At 61.9% G+C, this 21,486-nt stretch carries 17 protein-coding genes; 10 read left to right on the top strand and 7 right to left on the bottom strand.

Annotation, left to right across the window (positions count from 1 at the left end):
• Positions 1 to 70 precede the first annotated feature (70 nt).
• The 3 genes from L610_RS03255 to L610_RS03245 form a co-directional block, all read right to left on the bottom strand.
• Positions 71 to 1,183 (bottom strand): pyridoxal phosphate-dependent aminotransferase, encoded by a 1,113-nt coding sequence (locus L610_RS03255; RefSeq protein ID WP_024848056.1) that lies wholly within the window; start codon positions 1,181 to 1,183, stop codon positions 71 to 73.
• An 11-nt stretch (positions 1,184 to 1,194) separates the two neighbouring features.
• On the bottom strand, positions 1,195 to 2,361 hold the full coding sequence (locus L610_RS03250; RefSeq protein ID WP_186441298.1) for a serine hydrolase: 1,167 nt from the start codon (positions 2,359 to 2,361) through the stop codon (positions 1,195 to 1,197).
• A 156-nt stretch (positions 2,362 to 2,517) separates the two neighbouring features.
• Complete coding sequence (locus L610_RS03245; protein ID WP_144702438.1) at positions 2,518 to 3,537, bottom strand: porin; 1,020 nt, start codon at positions 3,535 to 3,537, stop codon at positions 2,518 to 2,520.
• A 332-nt stretch (positions 3,538 to 3,869) separates the two neighbouring features.
• On the opposite strand from L610_RS03245, the gene L610_RS03240 reads away from it, so the two are divergent.
• Positions 3,870 to 4,685, top strand: a complete 816-nt coding sequence (locus tag L610_RS03240; RefSeq protein WP_144702434.1) for a Ku protein — start codon at positions 3,870 to 3,872, stop codon at positions 4,683 to 4,685.
• Positions 4,686 to 4,687: 2 nt separating this feature from the next.
• Here the strand turns inward: L610_RS03240 and ligD are convergent, their stop codons facing one another.
• Together ligD and L610_RS03230 are read right to left on the bottom strand one after the other, a co-directional pair.
• Complete coding sequence (gene ligD, locus L610_RS03235) at positions 4,688 to 7,186, bottom strand: DNA ligase D (RefSeq protein WP_144702431.1); 2,499 nt, start codon at positions 7,184 to 7,186, stop codon at positions 4,688 to 4,690.
• 3 nt (positions 7,187 to 7,189) lie between these two features.
• Entirely contained in the window at positions 7,190 to 8,026 is an 837-nt protein-coding gene (locus tag L610_RS03230) for a Ku protein (protein WP_144702428.1), read from the bottom strand.
• Positions 8,027 to 8,210: 184 nt separating this feature from the next.
• Here L610_RS03230 and glpD point away from each other — a divergent pair, with 184 nt between their 5' ends.
• The 7 genes from glpD to L610_RS03195 all read left to right on the top strand — a co-directional run bounded on the left by glpD (position 8,211) and on the right by L610_RS03195 (position 15,994).
• Complete coding sequence (gene glpD / locus L610_RS03225; protein WP_144702425.1) at positions 8,211 to 9,734, top strand: glycerol-3-phosphate dehydrogenase; 1,524 nt, start codon at positions 8,211 to 8,213, stop codon at positions 9,732 to 9,734.
• Between the two features lie 35 nt (positions 9,735 to 9,769).
• A complete protein-coding gene (locus L610_RS03220; protein ID WP_144702422.1) occupies positions 9,770 to 10,852 on the top strand; it encodes an ABC transporter ATP-binding protein in 1,083 nt (360 codons plus the stop codon).
• A gap of 10 nt (positions 10,853 to 10,862) precedes the next feature.
• Positions 10,863 to 11,951: an ABC transporter ATP-binding protein gene (locus L610_RS03215; protein ID WP_144702420.1), complete on the top strand. Its 1,089-nt coding sequence runs from the start codon at positions 10,863 to 10,865 to the stop codon at positions 11,949 to 11,951.
• Positions 11,948 to 12,814 carry a carbohydrate ABC transporter permease gene (locus L610_RS03210; RefSeq protein ID WP_144702418.1) on the top strand — a complete coding sequence of 289 codons (867 nt, stop codon included), beginning with the start codon at positions 11,948 to 11,950 and terminating at the stop codon, positions 12,812 to 12,814. Before L610_RS03215 ends, L610_RS03210 begins: the two co-directional genes overlap by 4 nt.
• A gap of 1 nt (position 12,815) precedes the next feature.
• Entirely contained in the window at positions 12,816 to 13,727 is a 912-nt protein-coding gene (locus L610_RS03205) for a carbohydrate ABC transporter permease (RefSeq protein ID WP_144702416.1), read from the top strand.
• A 184-nt stretch (positions 13,728 to 13,911) separates the two neighbouring features.
• Positions 13,912 to 14,193 carry a DUF2160 domain-containing protein gene (locus L610_RS03200; protein WP_144702414.1) on the top strand — a complete coding sequence of 94 codons (282 nt, stop codon included), beginning with the start codon at positions 13,912 to 13,914 and terminating at the stop codon, positions 14,191 to 14,193.
• A 73-nt stretch (positions 14,194 to 14,266) separates the two neighbouring features.
• Positions 14,267 to 15,994 (top strand): ABC transporter substrate-binding protein, encoded by a 1,728-nt coding sequence (locus L610_RS03195; RefSeq protein ID WP_144702412.1) that lies wholly within the window; start codon positions 14,267 to 14,269, stop codon positions 15,992 to 15,994.
• 57 nt (positions 15,995 to 16,051) lie between these two features.
• Here the strand turns inward: L610_RS03195 and L610_RS03190 are convergent, their stop codons facing one another.
• Both L610_RS03190 and L610_RS03185 read right to left on the bottom strand, forming a co-directional pair.
• Positions 16,052 to 17,080: a DNA topoisomerase IB gene (locus L610_RS03190; RefSeq protein ID WP_348601903.1), complete on the bottom strand. Its 1,029-nt coding sequence runs from the start codon at positions 17,078 to 17,080 to the stop codon at positions 16,052 to 16,054.
• Between the two features lie 43 nt (positions 17,081 to 17,123).
• Positions 17,124 to 18,107, bottom strand: a complete 984-nt coding sequence (locus tag L610_RS03185) for an SDR family oxidoreductase (RefSeq protein ID WP_144702410.1) — start codon at positions 18,105 to 18,107, stop codon at positions 17,124 to 17,126.
• 397 nt (positions 18,108 to 18,504) lie between these two features.
• On the opposite strand from L610_RS03185, the gene L610_RS03180 reads away from it, so the two are divergent.
• Positions 18,505 to 20,268 carry a hypothetical protein gene (locus tag L610_RS03180; RefSeq protein ID WP_144702408.1) on the top strand — a complete coding sequence of 588 codons (1,764 nt, stop codon included), beginning with the start codon at positions 18,505 to 18,507 and terminating at the stop codon, positions 20,266 to 20,268.
• A gap of 18 nt (positions 20,269 to 20,286) precedes the next feature.
• On the top strand, positions 20,287 to 21,183 hold the full coding sequence (locus L610_RS03175) for a glycosyltransferase family 2 protein (protein WP_246658909.1): 897 nt from the start codon (positions 20,287 to 20,289) through the stop codon (positions 21,181 to 21,183).
• Positions 21,184 to 21,486 lie beyond the last annotated feature (303 nt).

The following is a 21,486-nucleotide window of genomic DNA, read 5'->3' as shown; positions in this document are numbered from 1 at the left end:
AAGGACAGAATGAAACGAACGTTCAATTAATTGCAAGCCCATAGCCAAACGCTACACCAAATGGTGGTGTTCAGCTCTTTGATGCGGCTTCGAGCGCGGCGGGAAGTTCGGCCTCAAACACGTCGAGTTCAGCCGCCGGACCGACGGAAATGCGGATGCAGCGGTCCTGGATCGGAGACATTGGCTTGCGCACGAACACGTCCCGGGCGACCAGCTCCTGCAGGACGCGCATGGCAAAGGCACCGTCGTGACCACAGTCGATTGCGACGAAGTTGGTGGCTGAGGGTAGGGCGACGAGGCCGTTGGCAGCGGCGATCCTGCCGATCCGCTCGCGCGCATCGGCGACCTGCAAGATGACGGTTTGCAGATACGCCTGGTCCTCCAACGCCGCATGCGCGGCAGTCATCGCCAGCCGGTTCATGCCAAAGTGATTGCGGATCTTGTCGAACGCGCTGATCAGGTTCTCCTCGCCGATCGCGTAACCCACACGCATGCCGGCAAGGCCGTACGCCTTCGAGAACGTGCGCATGCGGATGACGTTCGGCCGGGAGACGTCGATCGCCGGGATCGAGGAGGCCGGCGCAAACTCGCAATACGCCTCGTCGAGCACCAGCAGCGTCGTCTCCGGGAGTTGCTCGATCATCCGGTTGATCTCGTCCGCTTCCCACCAGGAACCCATCGGGTTGTCGGGGTTGGCGAGGTAGACGAGCGGCGCGTTTTCCTTGCGCACAGCGTCGAGCAGGCTCTCGGGGTCTTCCTTGTCATTGACATAGGGGACAGTGACCAACCGGCCGCCGAAGCCGGCAACGTGATAGTTGAAAGTGGGATACGCGCCGAGCGAGGTCACGACCGGCAGGCCTTCCGAGATCATCAAGCGAACAAGCAGGCCGAGCAGGCCGTCGATGCCGCCGTCAATGACGATGTTTCTGGTGCCGACGCCGAGGTGCTTTGCCAGCGCGCCCTTCAGCTCATGATGCTCCGGATCGGCATACATCCAGACGCCGTCAGCGGTTTCGCGGATCGCCGCCTTCACCTTCGGCGAGGGACCGAACCCATTCTCGTTGGCGCCGATACGCGCGCGGAAGGCGCGACCGCGGGCGCGCTCCTGCGTCTCCGGTCCGACGAAGGGAACCGATGCTGGCAGGGACCGGACGAGGGGGGTGAAGGAAGGGCGAGCCGTCATGACGAACCTACTTAGAATGCCTTGGCGATCTGCGAGAGGATGTGGATTTCGAGTGCCGTTTCATCATCGTCGCTGGGCGCGGGACGGGATGAGGTCTTGGCTATGATGACACGATTGGTTGGGTCGACCCATAGCCACTGGCCGTGAATGCCGACGGCGGCGAAGCTCCCGCGTTCATCACCGACATCGTACCAGCACGAGCGGTAGCGGCCGTTCGCGAACATGTCGGCGAAATTGCCGTCGACCCAAGCCTGGCGGTCGCCGTTGTTGCGCAGGTCCTCGATCCAGTCGGCGGGCACCACCTGCTCGCCCTGCTGGTTGCGTCCGCAGTTGAGGACGAGCAGGCCCATGCGAGCAAGGTCGCGTGTCGTCATGCAGATGCCACCTGCCGCGCGCGCGGTGCCGACCCGGTCGACGGTCACATAGGTCATGCCCTTGGCACCCATCGGCAGCCAAAGCTTCTCGGCGAGGTATTTATGGAGGCGCACGCCCGTCGCGCGCTCGATGACGAGACCGAGGAGGTCGGTATTGGGTGAGGCGTAGTAGAAGCGCTTGCCGTGCGCGTTGTTCGGCGTGCCGATGCTCGCCAGGAACTGTTCCATCGTTTCCGGCGTCGTTTCAGGGCGCTCGGGGTTCCAAAGCATCGCCCGGCGGTAGCGGTCGAACGCGCCGCCGTCATCGAGATACTCCTCGTCGAAGTCGATGTCGGCGGTCATGTCGAGGAGGTCGCGCACGCGCGCGGTGGCATAGCCAGAGCCCTGCATCGACGGCACGTATTGCGGCACCAGCGCGTCAGGATCGAGTTTGCATTCGCCGGCGGCAATGCCGGCCAGCAGACCGGTCACAGACTTCGAGATCGAGAAGACGAGATGCGGCCGCGAAGCATCCGCGGTTTCCTTCAGCCACTCGGCTATCACCTTGCCGTCGCGCATGACGACGAGATGGTCGGTGTGCGAACGATGCATGTGGTCGAGAGCCAGGATCGCCGAACCGTCGCGGTCTGCTAGTTGCAACTCCGGCAGAATGCCTTCGCCGGGGGAGGGCTCTTCGCCGCCGGTGCCCGTGGAAACCATCGCTACAGGGACGAACTCCGCCACATGCTGGAAACTGTACCGGCTGGCGGGATTGGTCCGCCAGTTTGCGAGAGTGATCTGCGAGCGCGCCGGAATCTCAATCATCGTTCTCACGTTCCCCATTCTGCGCGGGTGATAGGAGGGAGCCGGCTGCGTAAGTCAAGCGGCAAGTGACCTTAGCCTGGCTGCCCGCTGTCAGCCGCACAAACAAAAAACCCGGCAGTTGCCTGCCGGGTTTTCCGAACGATCCTGAAGGATCGATTAGAAGTTGCGCTGGAAGCGCAGGAAGCCGATCGTCGACTCGGTCGAGGACTCGTAAGCAACTTCCGGGGTGATGGTCAGGCCGTTGACCGGGGTCCAAGCCAGGTTCACAGCGGCGTTCCACTCCTCGGTGTCGAGGTACTGGAAGTGACCGTTGAGGGTGACCTTGTCGGTCAGACCAGCGCTGACGCCAGCGAGGACAGCCCACTCAGCCTGGTTGCCGCCAGTCCACGGAGCGTCGTTGAGGCTGTACATGCCAGCAACGTCGTCATCAGCATACATGCCGTGCAGGCTGAACGAGATCGCCGGGGTGAAGTTGAAGCCGATACCAGCGCGGGCAGCGAACTGCTCAACGAAGGTGTCATAGGCAACTGCGCCAGCAACCCAGCCCCAATCCTGGGTGTAGCTCACGCCGCCTTCAACGCTCGGGTGGAAGTCGTTGTCGTTCGGGTTCTCGACGACAGCTGCGACGAAGGAGAAGCCGTTGCCAGCGTTGTAGGTGTAGCGCAGCTGGCCGGTGTTGGCGCCGCCGTAAGCACCTTCGTGGATGGTCGGGCCAGCCCAGAAGCCGAGGAACTCGTAGAACGGCGTGTCGGTCTTACCAACGAGGAAGCTCGAGGTGCCGTTGTCGAGCGAGATGTAAGCGTGCTCGAGAGCGGTGCCGGTGCCGTAGAAGGTCGAACCGCTAGCCCAGTCGAAGAGAACCTGAGCGTGCGAGGTCAGCGTGCCCCACTCGGTCTGGTTCTTCGCGGTGAAGGTCGGAGCGAAGCGAGCCAGCTTGTCGAAGGCGTAGTCCGAACCGTCCGGCTTGACGTAGTTCATCTGGTAGCGGAGGTAGCCGCCGATCTTCAGGCAGGTCTCGGTGCCCGGGATGTAGAAGWAGCCGGTGCCGTAGGTATCGCAGATGCGAACATATTCCATCGGCTCTGGCTCGGCGACGACGATCGCGTCAGCTGCCTGCGCGCCGGAAACTGCCACGATGGCGGCAGCAGAGCTGATGAGAAGCCCCTTGATGTTCATGTGTGTCTCCACTCGTTCAAAAATGACGACCGCTATCTGGTCGAATACCGCGGACCGAGCTGTCCCCCTGTCCTAGGCAAATCTGTCGATGATTTGCGGATTCGTTTCAACTGAATTGCGCGCCGGGCGCAACCTGCGGATGTTCGTACCGGGTGGGGTGTGGCGAAAATGATACGACTCTGTGTCGCGAACGTGCGCATTGCGACACAATTGCCGCTTTGCTGGGCGAAATGCCCAATAATTAACGCGCGTTAACGGTCAGGTTTCAAGCATCACTGTGGAACAAATTGTGGCACCACGCGTTCCGCAGTGAGTTTGAGGTAGTCGAATCGATGGCGCCAAGAAGCTTCTGGAAGGGGTATTTACGCCTCTCGCTTGTGACCTGCCGGGTTGCAATGGCGCCGGCCACGACGGCGAGCGAGAAGGTCACCTTCCGCACGATCAACCGCAAGACCGGCCACCCGATCGAAAGCCGCTATGTTGATGAAGCGACCCGCAAGCCAGTGCGCGATCAGGATCTGCGCAAAGGGTATCCGCTTGCCGAGGACAACTTCGTCCTGCTTGAAGACGAGGAATTCGATGCGGTGGCACTTGAAAGCACCCGCACGATCGACATCGACATGTTCGTCCCTCGTGACGACATTTCCTGGATCTGGCTGGACACCGCTCACTATCTGACGCCCGACGACAAGATCGCCGAAGAGGCTTTCTCCGTCATCCGTGATGCGATGGCGGCCAGTGAGATGGTGGGAATTGCGCGACTCGTGCTCTACCGGCGCGAGCGTGCAGTGATGCTGGAGCCGCGCGGCAAGGGGATCGTCGTGTGGACCCTCCGCTACGGCGACGAGGTGCGCGATGCCGAGGAATATTTTTCCGACATCGACAACTCGAAACCGGATCCGAAGGCGCTCAAGCTGATCGAGACCCTGATCGAAGAGCGGAAGACGGAATGGGAGCCGGCACTGGTGCAGGATCCGGTGCAGAAGCGCCTGAAGGCACTGATCGCGTCGAAGAGGCGCAAGCAAGGTAAGGCCGTCCCGAAGAAGACAAAGGATGCGCCAGCACCCACTGCCACCAACGTCGTGTCGATCATGGACGCACTGCGCAAAAGCGTCGAGGCGGAGAAGAAGAGCGGCAAGCCGAGGTAAGGCTATCCGCGGCGCGTGCCTTTGCGTTTCGTTTCCAGTGGAACCTGTGCGCTGCGAAAATCCACCCACGGATCGCCCGTAAGATTTGCCACGCGGGCAACCGCGTTTGTCACCGAAAAATGCGACGACTTGATCGATGGGTCGAGCTCATCCCATGAAAGCGGCATCGACACGGTCGCGCCATTTCGCGCGCGGCTGGAATAGGGCGCGATCGCCGTCGCACCCCGCGAATTGCGCAGATAGTCGACGAAGATCTTGCCCTTCCGTTGCGCCTTCGATGCCTTGGCAATGAAAAGATCGGGATTGTCGCTCTCCATACTGTCGGCAATCGCCCGCGCAAACTCCTTCATCTCCTCCCATCCCGCTTTGGGTTTTAGTGGTGAGACGATATGCAGCCCCTTACCGCCGGTCGTCTTCACGAAGGCGTTGAGGCCGGCATCCTCCAGTCGCTGCTTCACCTCGCGCGCGGCATCCAGCATTACCGTCCACGGCACTGCGTCGTCCGGATCAAGATCCATGACGATCTGGTCAGGCTTTTCGAGTTCCGTCAGCGTCGCCTGCCAGGTGTGGATTTCGAGCGCGCCACCCTGAACGAGACCGGTCAGGCCGTCGAGACTGTCGATGGCGATGATGGTGTTGTCGTCGCTGTCATCCTTTGGATCGACCGCCTTCAGGATCTCGCCGCTCATTCCCTTCCAGCCGTGCTTCTGGAAGAAACATTGCTGTGCGGTGCCGCCGGGGCAGCGGAGCAGGGCGAGCGGCCGGTTGATGATATGCGGCGCCATGAAGCGCCAGACTTCGGCGTAGTAGCTCGCGAGCCCTTCCTTCGTGACGCCGACATCCTTCCAGTAGACGCGGTCGGGGTGCGTGAGGGAGACCTTGGACTTTGGCCTGGCAGGCGTCTTTTCAACAGGCGCTATTCCACCCTCGCGAACGACTTCTTTCGCCGGCTTGTCCTCGCGAATGCCGCGGAACGCGGCGTGGCGGAGATTCCCGTCGGCCGTCCAGGCGCGAAACTCGACCTCGGCTACGAGTTGCGGCTTCACAAAGATTGCGCCACGGCGCGCTGCCGCGTCCAGCTTTCCGGCAAATGGCGAGGTCTTCTGCTCCAGCTTCGCGAGGCGCTTGTAGAGGTCCTCGGCGATGTTACGGCTGAAGCCCGTGCCGACGCGGCCGACATGCTGCAACTCGCCATCGTCGTAGACGCCCAGCACCAGGGAGCCGATCGCTTTTTGTGAGGTGGTTGATGACACGTACCCGGCAATCACGAACTCCTGCCGCTTCGCGCATTTCGACTTGATCCAGTCCTTGTTCCGCCCCGACTGGTATTTGGCGTTCCCCTTCTTCGAGACCACCCCTTCGAGGCTCAGTCGGCAGGCGTGCCGAAGCACCATCTCGCCGTCTTCCTCAAAGTGCTCGCTGTACCGAACGCGCTCAGCGCCGTCTTTCACCAGTGCTTCCAGTGCTGCCTTGCGCTCGAGCAGCGGAACGTCTTGCAGGTCGCGGCCGTCCAGGTAAAGCAGGTCGAAGACAAAGAAGATGAAGCGGTCGCTGCGGCCTTCGCTGAGATCCGCCTGGAGCGAGGAAAAATCGGATGCGCCGCCTGCGCCCTCGACGACGAGCTCGCCGTCGATGATGGCCTGCTCGCAGGGCAGGGCGCTGAGCGCATTCGGCACTTCCTTGCCAAACTTTTCCGTCCAGTCGAGCCCGCTGCGGGTCAGCAGCTTTACCTTGCCCTTGTCGATCCGCGCCTGCAGCCGATAGCCGTCGAACTTGATCTCGTGGATCCAGCCCTTGCCTGACGGCGCCTGCGGCTTCAGAGTCGCAAGCTGCGGCGCGATGAAGTCCGGCATCGCGGACTTGCGGCCCTTCTGCTTAGGCTGCAGTACCTTCTTCTTCTCAATCTTGCCTGTCTTCGACGACCAGCCCGGCTCTTCGCCCGCCACGTCGGCAATCTCGCGGCCGGTCAGCACCGATTTCGGCCGCTCCTCGAGAATGTCGGCGTCGCCTTCCTCGCGGGCAAACTCATCGTCTGCCTTGATCAGCAGCCAGTTGTCGCGCTTCTCGCGTGGGCGCTGCGGCATCCTGACGAGGTGCCAGCGTCCTTGCAGCTTCTCGCCGTGCAGTTCGAGTTCGAGATGGCCCTTGGCCATTCCCTTCTTCGCATCATGAACCGGCGTCCACGTGCCGCGATCCCAGACGATCACAGTGCCGCCGCCATATTCGCCCTGCGGGATCGTGCCTTCGAAGGAGCCGTATTCCAGCGGATGATCCTCAACGTGGACAGCAAGACGTTTCTCGGAGGTCACAAGGCTCGGGCCGCGCGTGACCGCCCAACTGACCAACACGCCATCCATCTCCAGACGGAAATCGTAGTGCAGCCGCCGCGCATCGTGCTTCTGGATCACGAAGCTGTTGCCCTTTGCAGCCTTGGTTGCCTTGCCCTTTGGCTCCGGCGTCTTCTTGAAGTCGCGCTTCTGCTGGTAGGTTTCGAGCGCCATGGATTAGCTCGCCTTGCGCTTCTTTTCAGGTGCCGATTTCGTTTTCGTTTTGCCCGCGGGCTTGTTTGCGAGCTTCGCGCTTTCGCGTAGCGCTGCCATCAGGTCGATAACCTTTCCTTCGGGCTCCTTCTTCGGCAGCTTGATCTCGCGGCCCTCGGCTTTGGCCTTCACCAGCTCCGCCAGCGCCGCGTCATAGCGATCATCGAAGGTGGCGGGATCGAATTTCCCACTCTTGGTTTCGATAATGTGCTTGGCGAGATCCAGCATCTCACCCTTGATCTTCAGGTCCGGCAGGTCGTCGAACGCCTTTTCGGCCGGCCTGACTTCGTAGTCAAAGTTGAGCGTGTTCGCGAGCATGCCGCGCCCGCGTGGCTGGATCAGCACCGAACGCACACGCCGGAAAAGCACGGCGCGCGCAAGCGCGGCCACCTTCTTCTTGCGCATGCCCTCGCGGATCAGCGCGAAGGCGTCTTCTGACTCCTGGTCGGCCGGTGTCAGGAAATAGGGCTTGTCGAAATAGGTGGTGTCGACCTCGTTGCAGGGAATGAAACTTTCGATCGACAGCGTCTTGTCGCCCTGCGGTGTCGCCTCAGCGATCTCCTCGGGCTCAAGGATGATGTAGTTGTTCTTGGCGGTTTCGTAGCCTTTCACCTGATCTTCGCGCGGGACCGGCTTGCCGGACTGTTCGTCGACATATTCGCGGCGAACGCGGTTGCCCGTCTTCTTGTTGACCATGTGAAAGGAAACGCGCTCGGAAGTCGTCGCCGCCGAATAGAGCGCGACGGCGCAGGTGAGCTCATCGATGCTCAGGAAACCCTTCCAGATCGCGCGTATCGCCATGGAGACCTCCCTCGGTTCCTCCGCATGAACACGCAGCTCCCGGCAAGGTTCCGCATCTTCGAAACCCACACTGCCGTGTGGGATTCAGGTATTTTCGTTTGACATTCGCTCGCATTCGTTTTCATTGTTGGCGCAGAAAAAATGACAGCAACTTTGCTGCGTTGCGAAACCCTGGAGGGAACGCGTGGACGGCCAAGGCATCCACGACATTTTCATTATCGGCGGCGGCATTAACGGCTGCGGCATCGCGCGCGATGCGGCCGGCCGTGGCTATTCCGTGTTCCTCGCCGAGATGAATGACCTTGCCAGTGGCACGTCTTCGGGTTCGACCAAGCTCATTCACGGCGGCCTGCGCTACCTCGAATATTACGAGTTCCGCCTCGTCCGCGAGGCGCTGAAGGAGCGCGAGGTTCTCTGGAAGAACGCGCCGCACATCATCTGGCCGATGCGCTTCGTGCTGCCGATTGCCGAGGGCATCCGTCCGCCGTGGCTCGTGCGGCTAGGCCTGTTCCTTTATGACCACATCGGTGGCCGCAAGTTGCTGCCAGCGACGCGCACGCTCGACATGCGCCGCGACCCGTCGGGCAAGCCGCTGAAGCCGCTCTTCACCAAGGCATTCGAGTACTCGGACTGCTGGGTGAACGATGCGCGCCTCGTCGTTCTGAACGCGCGTGACGCGGTAAAGCGCGGCGCGACCATTCGCACCCGCACCAAAGTTGTCTCGGCGCAGCGCGCCGACAAGCTCTGGCACGTGACGATCGAGGACACCCGTTCCGGCGCCCGCTCGCTCGTGAAGGCGCGGCTGCTGGTCAATGCATCCGGCCCTTGGATCGACAACGTGCTTTCCGAGGCTATGGGACAGAAGGACGCGCACAACGTCCGTCTCGTCCAGGGCAGCCACATCGTCGTGCGCAAGAAGTTCGATGATCCGCGCGCCTACTTCTTCCAGAACCGCGACGGCCGCATCATCTTCGCGATCCCGTACGAGAACGAATTCACGCTGATCGGCACCACCGATCGCGACTATCCGGGCGATCCGGCAAAGGTCCACATCAGCGACGAAGAGGTCACCTACCTCTGCAACGCCGCGAGCGAATATTTCGCCGAGCCGGTGCGTCCCGAGGATATCATCTGGACCTATTCGGCGGTGCGTCCGCTCTACGACGACGGCGCATCGAAGGCGCAGGAAGCCACGCGCGACTACGTGCTGCGCCCGGATGCACCGGAAGGCCAGCCGCCGCGCATCGACGCCTTCGGCGGCAAGATCACGACCTACCGCCGCCTGTCCGAGCACATGCTTGAGAAGATCGAGGACTTCCTCGGCAAGCGAGGCAAGCCCTGGACGGCGAATGCGCCGCTTCCCGGTGGGGAGTTTGCCCATGATGGTTTCGAGGGCGAGGTCAAAAGGCTGCGCGACAGCTACGCCTTCCTCGCTCCGGCACATGCCGCACGCCTCGTGCGCCTCTACGGCACCGACGCGCGCACGATAGTTGGAAATGCGTCCTCGCTCGCGGATCTCGGGCAGCATTTCGGCGCTGATCTTTATCAGGCCGAAATTGACTTCCTAATTGCACACGAGTGGGCGACAACAGCGGAAGACGTGCTCTGGCGGCGGACCAAGGTGGGTCTGCGCCTGACGGCAGAGGAAGCGTCCATGCTGGATGAATACATGCAAGGGGTGGAGAAGAAACGTAGCGCGGCAGAGTAGCGCCGTGCAGGCCGGCAGCCTTTGGGAGGAGGAGCATGCTGGAACTGCGAAATGTGACGAAGAAGGTCGGAGCCGCGGAACACATCCGCGACGTATCCCTGTCGCTTCGTCATGGCTCTCTCAACGTGCTGCTTGGCCCGACCCTTTCGGGCAAGACGTCTCTGATGCGGCTGATGGCTGGTCTCGACCAGCCCACCTCCGGCAAGGTCTTTTTTGACGGACAGGATGTCACTGGCGTTGCGGTTCAAAAGCGCAACGTCGCGATGGTCTACCAGCAGTTCATCAACTACCCGACACTGACGGTCTACGAGAACATCGCCTCGCCGCTGCGCGTGGCGGGCGTTGACGGCGAGACCATCAAGCGCGAGGTCGGCCGCGCGGCGGAGCTTCTTCGTCTCACGCCTTATCTCGACCGCCTGCCGCTCAACCTTTCGGGCGGCCAGCAGCAGCGCACGGCGTTGGCGCGCGCGATCGTCAAGAAGGCGGGGCTCGTCCTTCTCGACGAGCCYCTCSCGAACCTCGACTACAAGCTGCGCGAGGAGTTGCGCGCGGAGCTGCCGAAGATCTTCGCCGAGTCCGGGGCGATCTTCGTCTACGCGACCACCGAGCCGTCCGAGGCGCTGCTTCTCGGTGGCAACACCGCAACGCTCTCCGAAGGGCGCGTCACGCAATTCGGGCCGACCGTCGACGTCTTCCGGCGGCCTGATGATATCATTACCGCAAAGACCTTTGCCGACCCGCCGCTCAACACGATCGAATTGATCAAGCGCGGAAGCGGCTTCGAGCTGGATGGTGGGGTGAACCTCCCGGCGCCGGACGGCCTCACCGGCGTGGAAGACGGCCCGTATACGGTCGCCTTCCAGCCCCACCATCTTTCCCTTCATCCGACGTCGCCGACGGCCGTGCCGATCACGGCCACGGTGTCGATCACGGAGATCACCGGTTCGGAGAGTTTTATCCACCTGCACTATGCCAATGCATCGTGGGTGATGCTCGCGCCCGGCATCCACCGGTTCGAGCCGGACGAGCGCGTGACGGTCTATATCGATCCCCGTCACCTGATGGTGTTCGACCAGTCGGGCCGCGCGGTGCGGCCCACCAGCGCCCTGGCGGCATGAGGAGACGGCCATGGCACGCATCGAACTCGACCATATCCGGCACGCCTACGGCGAGAGGCCGAAGAGCGAGGCCGACTATGCGCTGAAGGAGGTGCATCACACCTTCGAGGATGGCGGCGCCTATGCGCTGCTCGGCCCTTCCGGTTGCGGCAAGACAACGCTCCTCAACATCATCTCCGGCCTGCTGCGCGCCTCGGAAGGGCGCCTGCGCTTCAACGGCGTCGATGTCACCGACCTGTCAACGCAGGAGCGCAATATCGCGCAGGTGTTCCAGTTCCCGGTCGTCTACGACACGATGACGGTCTACGACAATTTGGCTTTCCCGCTACGCAATCGCGGCGTACCGGAGGCCGAGGTCGACCGCAAGGTGAGAGAGACGCTGGAGATCATCGATCTCGCCTCGCTCGCCAAACGCCGTGCTGCCGGCCTCGGGGCCGACCAGAAGCAGAAGATCTCCCTCGGCCGCGGTCTGGTACGCTCGGACGTCAACGCGATTCTGTTCGACGAGCCGCTGACGGTGATCGACCCGCAGATGAAGTGGGTGCTGCGCTCGCAGCTGAAGCAGCTGCACCGACGCTACGGCTTCACGATGGTCTACGTGACCCACGACCAGACCGAGGCGCTGACTTTCGCCGAAAAGGTCGTGGTCATGTATGACGGCCAGATCGTGCAGATCGGTACGCCCGACGAACTGTTCGAGCGGCCCAGTCACACCTTCGTCGGCTATTTCATCGGCTCGCCGGGGATGAACGTGCTGCCGGTGGACGTCGAGGGTATGAGCGCGCGGCTTGGCAGCCACGCCATCAGCCTGCCCGGAGCGCCTGCGGACGGCCAGCAGCAGTACGAACTCGGCATCCGGCCGGAATTCGTTCGGCTCGGGAGGGAAGGCATTCCCGTCCGCATCGCCAAGATCGAGGACACCGGCCGGCGCAAGATCGTCCGCGCGGAGCTCGAGGGCAGGGAGATCGCGGTGATCGCCGGCGAGGAAGAGGAAATACCCGCCGACCCGCATGTCACCTTCGTTTCGGAGCGGATCAACCTCTACGCCAATTCGTGGCGCGTCGATCTTTCGGGCGCAGCAGGGGGAAGCGCGCGATGAACAAGACTTGGAACAACAAAGCCTGGTTCCTTGTCCTGCCGGTGATGCTGCTGGTCATGTTCTCGGCGGTCATCCCGCTGATGACAGTTGTCAACTATTCGGTGCAGGACACCTTCGGCAACAACGTCTTCTTCTGGGCAGGCTCGGAATGGTTCGAGCAGATGCTGCATTCGCGCCGCTTTTGGGACGCGATGGGCAGAAACCTGGCCTTTTCCTTCATCGTGCTGGCGATCCAGATTCCGCTCGGCGTCTTCATCGCCCTCAACATGCCGCGCAAAGGCTGGGGCGTGCCGGTTTGCCTCGTGCTGATGGCGCTGCCGCTGCTGATCCCCTGGAACGTCGTCGGCACGATCTGGCAGGTGTTCGGGCGCATCGACATCGGCCTGCTCGGCCATACGCTTGCCGCGCTGGGCGTCGACTACAACTACGTGCGCGACCCGCTCGACGCTTGGATTACCGTAATCCTGATGGACGTCTGGCACTGGACAAGCCTTGTCGTGCTGCTGTGCTACGCCGGCCTCGTCTCCATCCCCGACGCCTATTATCAGGCCGCGCGCATCGATGGAGCTTCGCGTTGGGCCACCTTCCGCTACATCCAGCTGCCGAAGATGAAGCGGGTCCTGACCATCGCCATCCTGCTGCGGTTCATGGACTCGTTCATGATCTACACCGAGCCGTTCGTGGTGACGGGCGGCGGCCCCGGCAACTCGACCACGTTCCTGTCGATCGACCTCGTCAAGATGGCGGTGGGACAGTTCGACCTCGGTCCGGCGGCGGCGATGTCGATCATCTACTTCCTCATCATCCTGCTCATGTCGTGGGTCTTCTACACGGTCATGACCAACTATGACGTGGAGCGCTGATATGGCCGGAACCAAGGAGACGACCATGATGCTGCGCGAGGATGCGACGGCAGCGGGGGTTTCCCGCAGCACGTCCGGCGTCGTCGACCGCACCATGCGTCGGCGGGGCACCGCGTCCCGGTTCTGGTGGCTGGTGCCGACGCTCTACATCATCTTCCTGATGCTGCCCATCTACTGGCTCATCAACATGAGCTTCAAGACGAACGCCGAGATCACCGGCGCGTTCTCGCTCTGGCCGCAGAACCCGACCCTGCGCAACTACACGGTCATCTTCACCGACGCGTCCTGGTACTCCGGCTACATCAACTCGATCATCTACGTCGTGATGAACACGGTGGTGTCGGTGGCGGTGGCACTGCCTGCCGCCTACGCCTTTTCGCGCTATCGCTTCCTCGGCGACAAGCACCTGTTCTTCTGGCTGCTCACCAACCGCATGGCGCCGCCGGCGGTGTTCGCGCTGCCCTTCTTCCAGCTCTATTCGGCGTTCGGGCTGATCGACACCCACATCGCGGTGGCGCTCGCGCACTGCCTGTTCAACGTGCCGCTGGCGGTCTGGATTCTCGAAGGCTTCATGTCTGGCGTGCCGAAGGAGATCGATGAAACGGCCTACATCGACGGCTATTCCTTCCCGCGCTTCTTCGTGAAAATCTTCATGCCGCTGATTGCGTCAGGCATCGGTGTCGCAGCTTTCTTTTGCTTCATGTTCTCGTGGGTGGAGCTGCTGCTTGCACGCACGCTAACGACGACCGCCGCGAAGCCGATCGCGGCGACGATGACGCGCACCGTGTCCGCCTCCGGCCTCGACTGGGGCGTGCTTGCCGCTGCCGGCGTGCTGACTCTGATCCCCGGCGCGCTCGTGATCTACTTCGTGCGCAATTACATTGCGAAGGGCTTTGCCCTGGGGCGGGTGTGATGACCAGGTCGTTGTCCTGCTCTCCCGCAGCCCCGCATCCGCCCTTCGGGCACCGTTTCCCCGCCAGCGGGGAGAAGGGAAGACGGCAACGTTTTGGCCAGCCGTCATCGCCCTGTTCACGGGGAGATGATGCCGGCAGGCAGGTGAGGGGCTTTGCTCCCCAGTCATCGAGAGGAGCACGCCAATGACCTTTTCATGGATGGCCTGGACGTGGCCGACCGCCGCCTTCTTTGTCACGATCTTCCTGATGCTCGTCGGCATGGCTGTGTGGGAATACTTTTCGCCCGGCGGCGATCCGCGCTTCGGCGTTCTGCGCTTCGAGACCACGCGGGGCGACCGCCTGTTTGTCTCGCTGCTCGGCGCTGCATTCATTCATCTTGCCTGGCTGGGTCTCGTGGGACCCAACCTCTGGTGGGCCCTGGCCCTGTCGGTCGTCTACGCCATCGGCGTGTTTCGATACGTTTAGGGAGGAGAAACGGCTGGCGCATCCGCGCCGGCTCTACGGTGCAACTTGGTTGCGTTCAATGGGAGGAAATGAAATGCGAAGGCACTTGCTTGTATCTACGACTGCAGTGGCGCTCCTCTTCGGAATGACCAGTGCGCATGCAGACATGGAGGCGGCGAAGAAATTCCTCGACGAGGAAATCGGCAACTTTTCTGCGCTCGACCGGGCGGCCCAGGAAGCCGAGATGGAATGGTTCATCAACGCCGCCCAGCCGTTCCAGGGCATGGACATCAAGGTGGTGTCCGAAACCATCACGACCCACGAATATGAATCGCGCGTCCTCGCGCCGGCCTTCACGGCCATTACCGGCATCAAGGTCACCCATGACCTGATCGGCGAAGGCGATGTCGTTGAGAAGCTGCAGACCCAGATGCAGTCGGGCGAGAACATCTACGACGCCTACATCAACGACTCCGACCTCATCGGCACGCACTGGCGTTATCTGCAGGCGCGCAGCCTGACGAAGTGGATGGAGAACGAGGGCAAGGACGTCACCAACCCGAACCTCGACATCGACGACTTCATCGGCAAGTCGTTCACGACCGCTCCGGATGGGGAGCTCTACCAGCTGCCGGACCAGCAGTTCGCGAACCTCTACTGGTTCCGCTACGACTGGTTCAACGACGAGAAGAACAAGGCGGACTTCAAGGCCAAGTACGGCTACGACCTTGGCGTGCCGGTCAACTGGTCAGCCTATGAGGACATTGCCGAGTTCTTCACCGGCCGCGAGATCGACGGCAAGAAGGTCTACGGCCACATGGACTACGGCAAGAAGGACCCGTCGCTTGGCTGGCGCTTCACCGACGCCTGGCTCTCCATGGCCGGCAATGGCGACAAGGGCATCCCTAACGGCAAGCCGGTCGACGAATGGGGCCTCAAGGTCGACGAGAACTCGCGTCCGGTGGGCTCCTGCGTCGCACGCGGCGGTGACACCAACGGCCCGGCCGCCGTCTACGCAATCGAAAAGTACCTTGAATGGATGGAGAAGTACGCGCCGCCCGCAGCCCAGGGCATGAACTTCTCCGAATCCGGCCCTGTGCCGGCGCAGGGGGAGGTTGCACAGCAGATCTTCACCTACACCGCGTTCACCGCGGACTTCGTCAAGGAAGGCCTGCCGATCGTCAACGAGGACGGCACGCCGAAGTGGCGCTTCGCCCCGTCGCCGCATGGCGTGTACTGGAAGGAAGGCATGAAGCTGGGCTACCAGGATGCGGGCTCGTGGACGATCCTGAAGTCGACCCCGGATGACCGCGCCAAGGCAGCCTGGCTCTATGCCCAGTTCGTGACCTCCAAGACGGTGGACGTGAAGAAGAGCCATGTCGGCCTCACCTTCATCCGCCAGTCGACCCTTGATCACCAGAGCTTCACCGAGCGTGCGCCGAAGCTCGGCGGCCTGATCGAGTTCTACCGCTCACCGGCCCGCCTGCAGTGGTCGCCCACCGGCACCAACGTGCCGGACTATCCAAAGCTCGCACAGCTGTGGTGGCAGGCGATCGGCGATGCCTCGTCCGGCGCAAAGACCGCCCAGGAAGCAATGGACTCGCTCTGCGCCGAGCAGGAGCAGGTGCTGGCACGCCTCGAGCGCGCCGGAGTGCAGGGTGACATCGGTCCGAAGCTCGCCGAGGAACACGACCTCGAATACTGGAACAAGGATGCCGTCGCGAAGGGCAACCTTGCTCCGCAGCTGAAGATCGAGAACGAGAAGGAACAGCCGGTGACCGTCAACTACGACGAGCTGGTCAAGAGCTGGCAGTCTCAGTAGGCCGCATCCGGCCGCCAGTCGGGAGCGGGAGAGCAATCTCCCGCCCTTTCTTTTTGCTCAGGCCTCGGCGAGTTCTCGTGGCGCTTCCGCTGTTCTCATGTCGAGCCAGCGCAGCATCAGTGACTCGTCCTCGTCGAGCCCTTTCAGCGGCTTCCGGGTCCGCCGGGTGATGTCGCGAAGTTCGTCGCCGAGCGTCCCTTCAAGCCAGCTGTCGATGATGAGCGGGTGGACGTAGCAGCGCCTGCAAACGGCGCGGGTGTTGCGCATGGTCGCCGCGACCTCGTCGATCACCTGGTTGAGTGCTACCGCCTGAGCACGCTTCGTTTCAGGCAGCGGGATCGCACCGAACTCTCGGATCGCGAGCACCGAGGCACCCCAGGTGCGAAAATGCTTTGCCGAGAACTCTTCTCCGATCGCGTCACGGATATAGGCGTTGACGTGGTGCGAGCGGACTTCGCGTCGCTCGCCGTCATCGTCAAGATATTGGAAGAGGTGCTGGCCTGGAATGTCCTGCACGGCCCGAACGATTTTCGCAATGCGCCGGTCCTGCAGCTTCAGGCGCCATTCCTGACCCGACTTGCCGCGAAAGGCAAAGCGCAGGCTCGAGCCATTTACCTCGACATGCCTGTCGCGCAGCGTCGTCAGCCCAAAGCTCTTGTTCTCGCGCCGGTAGGCATCGTTGCCGATGCGGATCATCGTCTTGTCGAGCAGCCAGATGATCGAGGCGATCACCTTCTCGCGCGGCAGGCCGCGAAGCGCCAGATCCTCCTCCACCTTGTCGCGCAGGCCGGGCAGCGCATGGGCGAACGCCGCAAGGCTCGAAAACTTCGCCTCGTCACGGCACGCAGTCCATGCAGGATGATAGCGGTATTGCTTGCGGCCGCGCTGGTCGCGGCCGGTAGCCTGGATGTGTCCGGTCGGGTCAGGGCAAATCCAGACGTCGGTCCATGCCGGCGGGATTGCGAGCGTCCTGATGCGCGACAGCACGTCCGCATCAGACAGCCGCGCCCCGCCAGCGGCTACGTAGAAGAAGCCGCGGCCCGCGCGACGGCGGCGGATGCCCGGCTCGCCGTCATTGACGTAGATGAGTTCCGCGCGCTGGGCGACGACGAAAGCTGGCTCGGGCAGTTTAGTACCCTCCGACGATCGGCAACACTTCGCCGGTGATGTAGCTCGAGCACTGCGGCGAGGCGAAGAACACGTAAGCGGGCGCGATCTCCTCAGGCTGCGCCGGGCGACCCATAGGGGTATTTGCGCCAAACTTCGCCACCTGTTCAGGCGGACGCTCTGAGGGGTTTAGCGGCGTCCAGACGGGGCCGGGCGCCACGGCATTGACGCGGATGCCCTTGGGCACGAGGTTCGACGAGAGCGCCTTGGTAAAGGCGTGGATGCCGCCCTTCGTCATCGAATAGTCGATTAGCCCGCCGCTGCCTTCAAGTCCGGTGACGGAGCCGGTGTTGATGATCGCTGAGCCCGGCTTCATGTGCTTTACGGCCGCGCGCGCCATGAAGAAGTAGCCGTAGAGGTTGGTCTTCAGCGTTGTGTCGAAGTGCTCGGTGGTGATGCTCTCGATGTCGCTGGCGTGATACTGGAAAGCGGCATTGTTGACGAGAATGTCGAGCTTGCCGAACTCGGCGACGACCTTCTCGACGGCGTCGTTGCAGAACGCTTCGCTTGTCACGTCGCCGGGGAGCAGCAGGCAGCGGCGGCCTTCATCAGCCACCGCCAGGCGGGTAGCTTCCGCATCCTCGCTTTCGCTCAGGTAGGCAATCGCGACATCCGCACCCTCACGGGCAAATAGTACGGCGACCGCGCGGCCGATGCCGGAATCGCCTCCGGTGATCAGCGCGACCTTGCCTTCCAGCTTTCCGGAGCCCTGCCAGAACGGTGCATCATACATCGGGGCGGGCTCCAACGCGGCCTCGTCGCCGGGCTTGGGCTGATGCTGTTCGGGGAAGGGCGGAACGGGATACTCCCGCGCGCCGGCCTGCATCGCCTTCGGCTTCTCTTCGCCGCTATCGCCCTCCCGATCCTGCCTGTCGATCTGCTCCTGAATGCGATGCTGCTTGCCTACCTCTTCCGCCACATCTGCGGCGTGCTTGTTCTCGTCCATCTTGGGCTCCGGGATTCCTGTTCGCGTCAGGAGCCAAACAACGATGGACGCGGCAACGTTCCATTGGGGAAGTTATCCGTCCTTCAAAGGTTGGAATTATATTTTTGAAAGTAATTCAGTTCAGCAAGAAGTCGGATGGAGATTAGCGAGATGTTACTAAAAAACATATCTTTGTCATGGAAGATGGGGCGCGAAATATATGTTATCATGTTTATCATATCAAAAATTAAAACACGAATACATTCGTACAGTGGTCGCTGTTTCGAAAATCATGCAAAATGTGGTTGATAAATTTTTATTGTCTAGCGAAGTAGAAATGTGGGAAAGAAGCGGGCCGTGTGCTGGACGTGCGGCGACCGCAGATCTAGTATCCGGCATCATTTTGACGAGAGTCAGCATGGTCAAGATCCTCGCCTTTCCGTCGCTGAGGGGCAAAAAATCGAAGAGTGTAGCCCCCGAACCGGGGGAAGATCTGCCGCTTGTGAGTGCGACGGCGGATGGCCGAATTGTCGTTACGCCCCTGCAACGTGACCGGCGGGGGCGTGGGGACTGGACCAATCAGGAACTGGCGGATCTTTACCGCGTCGAAGGCCTTCTCATCCAGGCGAACCTCCGTGTCTCTTCAGCGCGCGGCGTTACTGACGAAGGTGATCCGTGGTTTGTCTTCCTCCGCGAGGATCGCGACGTTTTCGTCCATCTCGCGCGCATCGACGGCGGTTACGTGCTCGATAGCCCTGGCCTCTCTGAGGTGCTCTATGGCGCGGACTTCCCGGAACTGATCAAGCGCTTCGTCAGCGACGTGGCCGCAAAAGCCGCCGCGCCGACGTCGGACAACGTGATTTCGTTGCGGCCGCGTATGCTGCACGACCAAACGATCCGGCTGCACCCGGCGGTGATGCTCGGGGCGCTGATCTGGTCGCTTTATGTGGCCTCCGACGACTTTGTCAGTATGGCTCATGCGATGGAGGAAATGGACGGCGATGCCGGAGCTCTGCCCGGACCGCTTGATGTTGCCGCCTCTGCGCTGGCACTTTCGCCGGAACTCGCGGTCAGCCAGCTCAACGCCGCCCTCGACCAGCAGGTCCATTCCTATGGCGCTCCTGATGCCGGCGCTGCCGCGGGTGTGCTCGACGCTGGCAAAGGCAGCTTGTCGGTTGACAGCCGCAACGTGGCTTCCGGTTCGTCCGGTTCGATTGCTTGGGGCCACGGCATCGCGGCGAGCCTTGCTGCGATCGCGATCGGCTACGGCTTCCTGCAGGTGACGGAGGTTTCCGAGACCGCGGATGGTGAAAGCGTTAGTCTTGTATCGACAAGCAGCAACGATGCAATCGCGCTGAGTTCCCTTTCATCTGAGCAGGGACAGGCAGAGGTTTCCGGTGATCGTGGTTCCGCCACGACAACAGAGGACCTGCTGTCCCACCATGCTCCTGATCAGTTGGAATTGGCGGCACTTGATGTTGAAGTTGCCGTGCTGATGCATGACCTAGTCGAGCAGGACAATCTTCTCGCGCTGCAGGCGCGCTTCGTGGAAGGGAATTCCGAAGTGCCGGTCGAGGCAGCTGCACCGAAGATGGTGAAGGTGGCTCCGGCGAGAAAGGTCGAGGCGACGGCTGCCACGTCGGCCCCCGCTGCTGCGACCGCGCCTGACGCGGCTTCGAGCAAGCACAGCTCGGCTGCGGCGGTCGAGGTCGCCAGCCTCAGCGACTCGCAGATCCTGCTCTCGCTGGTCAATGGCCACGTGGGGTTTGTTGCAAATCATAAGCTCGGCGACGTCACTGTTTCCACGTCCCTTGATCAGGACGATCTCGCAACCCTTCTGCCGCATCTTCGGCCAAAGGGTGAGGAAAGGGATGGCGATGCAGACATCGCGGTAGAGCCCGTGATTGCGCCGATCCCATCGGTTCCAGCAGAACGCGCGCCGACTTATCCGCCGGCGTACCTGCAGTATGACGACCGCGCTAAGGACTTTGTCGCCCGATTTATTGAACGGGCCGGGCAGATCGAATTGGTTCAGTTCGATTCCCACATCGTCCTCGTCGACATGACCGCGATAGACGAGGCCACCGATGTCGCGTATACCGTGCGCTGGGTGACCGAGGACGGCAGCGTGATCTCCACCATCGGGCACCTGCAGCATTTCCTCGAGTACGGCATCGCCTGACGCATGAATTTACCCGAAATGCCGCAGGACGTGGCCAGCGTCTGCGGCGTGATCGTGACGTACCATCCTTCGTCGGCGAAGCTGATGGAGCTGGTGGGCGCAATTCGTCCGCAACTGTCATCCCTCATCATCGTCGATAACGGCTCCAGCTTCGACTTCTCTGGGCTTACCCGGCAGTATGACTGCGAGATCGTTGAGCTCGGCGAAAATTTTGGCATTGCGCACGCGCAGAATGTCGGGATCGAGCATGCGCGGGAAAGGGGAGCGGAGTTCGTCCTCCTTCTTGATCAGGACAGTATCCCCGCGCCCGATATGGTCGCGCAGTTGGTGGAAGCCTATCGCCGCCTGACAGCGACCGGCGCGAAGGTCGCGGCGGTTGGTCCTTCCTATGTCGACCCTCGTCAGGGAGAGGCGGCGGCCTTTGTCTATCTTGACGGGCTGAAGCTGCGACGCCGCGAGCGCCGCAGTGCGGAACCGGTGGTCGAAGCAGATTTTCTTATAGCCTCCGGTTGCCTTGTTCCTGTCGCCGTCCTTGATGAAGTCGGCGTGATGATTGACGACCTCTTCATCGACTACGTCGATATCGAGTGGGGATTGCGCGCCCGCCGTGATGGACATCTCTCGTATGGTGTCTTCGCGGCGCGGATGGAGCATGCGCTTGGCGACGAGTGGATCCGTTTCCCCGACAGGCGCGTGCCGGTCCACAGCCCACTTCGCCACTACTATCATGTCCGCAACGCGATCTGGCTGTGCAAGCAGGCCTGGATTTCCTGGCAGTGGCGGTATGTGCTGCTGCTGCGCTCGGTCAAGATGGCGCTGTTCTTCAGTGTCTTCGCCCCGCGCGGGCTGACGCACCTGAAGATGATGGGGCTTGGCTTCTGGCACGGCCTCTGCGGCCGGATGGGAAGGAAATAGATGGCGGAAACCGCGGGGCCCAATTCGCCGCGTAGGAAGCTGACGGTATCGATCGTCACGTTTCGATCGCGCGCTGGGCGGCTTCGACCCCGCCTACTTCCTCTATTTCGAGGATTTCGATCTGTCGCTGCGTGCCGGAAAGCAAACGCAACTAGAGCATCTTTTATGAACACAGAGTCGGTTTGAGGATTCACGGGATCAGTTTAGTCTGATTCACTGCTCTTGGTGATTTGCCAGGAGGGTGGTGATGACGAGGAGCTTGAGCGGGGACCTTCGCGGTCGAGTTATTGCGGCGATTGAAGA

Origin of the sequence: Aminobacter sp. J44, assembly GCF_007829415.1 — a bacterium.
Taxonomy (GTDB): Bacteria; Pseudomonadota; Alphaproteobacteria; order Rhizobiales; family Rhizobiaceae; genus Aerobium.
This window is presented reverse-complemented; position numbering and strand designations above follow the sequence as displayed.